Annotated in this window: 2 protein-coding genes; both read right to left on the bottom strand. The window is 35.3% G+C overall.

Translation table 11 applies throughout. The annotated features are described in order from the left end of the window. On the bottom strand, positions 1 to 968 hold a 968-nt coding region (locus GGR21_RS20710), incomplete at its 3' end, for a DUF6443 domain-containing protein (RefSeq protein WP_221233054.1). Positions 969 to 1053: 85 nt separating this feature from the next. Next, on the bottom strand, positions 1054 to 4668 hold the full coding sequence (locus tag GGR21_RS20705; RefSeq protein ID WP_183309139.1) for a DUF5977 domain-containing protein: 3615 nt from the start codon (positions 4666 to 4668) through the stop codon (positions 1054 to 1056). Between the last annotated feature and the right edge of the window lie 102 nt (positions 4669 to 4770).

Here is a 4770-nt window from a genome sequence, read left to right as displayed (position 1 = left end):
CCTAATACATCGGGGATAGAGAAGGTCCATTCGCCTTTTAGCCGTTGTTCGCCGTCCTGGGTGAAAATCAACCGGTCGGCTTTGTCGTAGACATAGTAGATCCAGGAACAGCCCGGGAGTTTTTTAGCTATGCAGCGGTTGCGGTTGTCGTATTTGTAGAGATAGCAATACCGATAGGTCTGAATACTAACTCCATCACTCAACCAGGCTGTTCCTTCAGAGAAGTTTTTAACAACATCAGACATTAAGGGTGGCAACACCGCCCTGAGGTTGCCGAAGTCATCGTATACATAGTAGGTGTCATGCGGATTCTTGTTGCTGCCATTGTATATGATCTGACGGGTGAGAACTACTTGTCCGAGTTTGTCCTTAAACTCGAAAGAGGTATTGCCTTCTTCGTCTTCCGTGCGGGTGACATAGAGTTGGCCGGTTTCGTAGTTATCTACATAAACCAGCTTCAGGATTGTATCGTTTGCCGTTTCTTCGATCCGGTAGCGTTTACAGTTCAGAGTATCTACATTTACTATATTGGTCAGGTAAGCGGTACGTACGGCTTTGCCTGCTCCTGTATTCTGCCAGTCTGCGCCGGGACCATATTGTTTAACTACCCGGTTCAGGGGTGAGGATTCGTATTCCGGCATTGAATAAGGTTTCTGATCGCTTCTATTGGTCGCAACAGCTTGCGCCCTTACTGTTGCCGGATTTACATAAGCCCCGTTGTTATTGTCAATGGCGGCGGGTAGCCATGCATTACTCTCCCGGCCGAAACTATCGTACTCCTGCAGGGAAACCAGGTCTTTTTGCATAGGGGTCATACCACTTTGTACACCTTGTACCGGACGGCCCAGTCCATCGAAATACTGCACGGCATCGAGGTAATTGCTGCCGGTGGCACTGGTGAAGGTGCGGGTGTGGATATAGTTCTGACCGGTGGATTGCGCCAATATTCCTATTGAGATTATTGACATCAATAAAACAATTATATATAGTCTTTTCATAGCCTGTTAATTACTGGTTTTATAATGGTAGTCATACTGTTTATGATTTACTTATTTAATTTAAAGGAAAACATAAATCAGAACCTATTTGAAATCCATCCTGCCATCTGGGAATCATATTAGAAGCATTCATTTGTTTCAGCCGAATATAGACATTTCCATTATATTCAACCCATATTGTCCATATATTACCATACATTTCATAATCTACGAAAGTCGTTTGGGTAGGGATATAAGCTCTGTCCTTGATTTCAGCGACAGATACAGACCCATTGAAAACATTTGGAGAAGAATAATTAAAAGCATCAGTCCAGTTCAGGTATATATAGCCAATGACCAAGCTGTCGCCCTCTATGTATGCACGAAATGTCTGGATATTTGAGTTTGTGGTATTCGACAAACTTATTTCTTCATGTATTATACAACTTCCCTGAGCCTCTGCAATATCTTTTACTTCCTGATAATGCTGATCCCAAACTTTCTGATTCGCTTCGGCTTGTGATACTGTTGAAATATAAGTTCCCGCAGGAATATCTAATGTTGCTCTCGACCCTGGGGCTGGTATATAGCCGACAGCACATAGTTTGTCGGCAGAAATAGTTGTAAACTCATTCAGATAAATATTATTATTGATAAATTCCGGATTATATTTATAAAAATAACTCTCAGTAGTATTAAGGTTCTGATCTTTTATACTTTCCAGTTTTTCATCGGTATTATATTCAAAATAGATGGATATCTGATTTTCTGCCGTTATTTTAACAATATTTCCTTTATAATTATAGTTATACGATTTGATATATGAATTTGGAAATTTGATTTGAAGTTGAGATAATAAATCATTCCAATTCATATTTTGTATTGAACAATTTATAATATTATCAGATATCTCCCTTTTTAGATCATCCACGCTTAAGTTATTTAAAATTGCTTTTACATTACGTCCTTTGTAATCCCATAGGTATGATTGATGAAGCCCGGTATAGTCTTTGACTTCAATTAATTTACCGATAGTATTATATTTTAATTCACTACTTATTATGCTTGTATTATTCCTGAAGGTTTCTTTTATAGAAGTTAACTGAACATATTTGTTATTAAGGAGAGAGTAGTTATATTCATATAGCTTTAGAAGAATATTATTTACAGATGTTTTTTGATAAATAGGATATGATAGCATATTCATTTCAACCATCGTAGAAAATATGCTTTGAGTTAATTCTGTATATGGATATTTAATTATTGTTTCATTTATATTCCCATTACTATTTATAGTTGATTCTTTTACCAATTGTTTATTTTCATCGTGTTCCATACTTTTGCTACTTAATATAATATCAGAAGCAGGGGGCATCGTAGCAGTATTACCATAAAAAAATGATGAGTTCTTATTATATTGGATTTCGCGGATGGAACTCAATTTGTTAGCATAGCAGTAATAATAATGTGCTGCAGCTCCTTTTTTATACCGATCAACAGAAAGCCACCCATCATCTTGACCAGGATAGTATACTGTCATATATGCAGGGTCTAAGGTTCTGATACTATTTGAAGGCTCTTTACCAATATTTACATATGAATAATGTATACTTTTATATATTTTCCCTAAGGAATCACAATAATATTCGTCAGATACTTTTCCCCGCTCTATATCTCTTCTACTACGAGGTACTCCGGCTTTCCAATCTCCATTAGTATACACAGGCAGATCATCAAAAACAGAAGAGATGGGCTCTCCTAAGCGTAATCCTCCCTCTTCAGTTATGAAATGGGTTGCCTTAAATGAACCATTCTTATATTTTTCCTGAACCGAAGAATAAGTGATATGAGTACCTGAGTTATCAAAAAGCAGATCACCTGAAGAAATAAAATATGCTGGATTTGAATGCAATATGCCACTGGATACATTATCTCTGTTAATCTTAAGGTAGGAATATTCTTTAATTGTATATTCTCCTGTCTGGGGAACATTTATTATTTTTTTTATGCGCAATCCTCCTGCAAAAGTGTTATTCGTATATGATAAATAATTGGCATTTTCTGATATCGGCACGTAAGCAGAATAATCATGATTTTCAAACACAAACATCGAATATCCTTTAGTAGGATATATTATTTTACTTAGAATCGCCAGTTTAGCTCTCTCTTTTTCAGATGTTTTCGGTCTATTCTTTTGATCTTCTTCTTTCCATAAGAATTTATTATTCGCATATCCCCAGTTATCTGTATATTCAGATAAATATTCGGGTTCTTTTATCATATTCGGAGGTAAACTATAGCTATATTCAAAGGTATATGTTTCCGGATTGATTGATAATGGATATAATATACTTACAGATGATAATTTTCTTCGGATATCCGGTCTTTCAATATATGAAAATTGTATATTTTTGGAAATTGTTTCCAAATTATTTTCATCTGTGTATTTTAATACAATTTTATTTAGCTTTAGCCATATAAATCGATCCTTAAACTGACCGGTACCTGTACTTAGCGAAGCTTTTCTTTCATCATCAGGATTTCTTTGGAAATATGGAATATTTGCTGTTACATTAAAACCCAGGAAATATGAAGGAATAATACTGCCGTCTTTATAGAAAAAATCCCTGTAATTTGTCTCAGGATAAATTAGATCATTACTTCTAGATGTTTCAAACGAAATGGTCAGATTCTTTTCGGGGCAAGCGATTGAAGTTAAATATACAGGAGACATTATTGATCCTGACACTCCCCCATGAATATAATCCCCCAATACATAGTCATACATCGTATTTTGGTAACTTCCCGACCTTCTTTGTGGCTTATATTTACCCATACAAGAAAATGTAGATTGATATGGGCCTCTTTCATAATTAAAATAGACAGGTTCTCCTACCGGAGGAATGATTTCTTTTAAATACCAGCTAACGGCTCGCCATCCTCGTTCATAATTAGAATTCTTAGGAAACATACTTTGAGAATACTCAATTGCGTTTTCACCTCCAAATATATACTTTACACCTTTGTCATCGATAATTGTAAATTTTCGAAAGTGTTTATCCATGAATTTCTCACCCGATTGGATGTCTTGGTCATCAAACAATATTTTTACCGGAGCATCACATTCTACTATCCATTCTCCCAAATGGTTTATATAGAATTTCCCTGAATACCCCAGAAAATTAAAGCTAAAAACATCAGGCTGAGTATCAATATCACAATATCTGTGATGGAATTCATTATTCACACTCATTGGATCATTTGGAATATACCAATTATTCTTATTCAATATACTATAAGAATAATAAAATCCAAGACCATTATCAATTGTATTTTCCATACTAGTCTCATCGACGACGTTCTTAATTTCTCTGTTTATAACACCTCCAATGTTTAAGTTCCAGCCTAATCCTACCCATGAGGGATGATTTTCAGGTTTGAATCCTGAGGCATGATAGTTGAGGCTAATGTCTATATTTGAATGATCAAGATTAATGGTATGCAAAGGAATACTTATCTGAGGTATACCTGTGTATAAAGAAACCGGTATATCTCCGTATATTCTAAAACTTTCGGCATTTGGGGTCAAAATATTTATTTTTTGACCGGTTGACTCCTGATCTTGAGCAATAGTTATACATGGGTTTAAGATTAATCCAATAGTGAAACATAAAAGTATTTTCTTTTTCATAACTATCATTTTTTAATAACCACTTCATTTACAAACATATCATCTGCTGTTATCCTTAGCACATAATTCTTCGTTTGTAAGTTCGAGCAATCAATTGTTTCA

Source organism: Dysgonomonas hofstadii, from assembly GCF_014196915.1.
GTDB classification, from domain to species: Bacteria; Bacteroidota; Bacteroidia; order Bacteroidales; family Dysgonomonadaceae; genus Dysgonomonas; species Dysgonomonas hofstadii.
The sequence above is the reverse complement of the archived record's forward strand: the minus strand, read 5'-3'. Positions and strand labels throughout refer to the sequence as shown.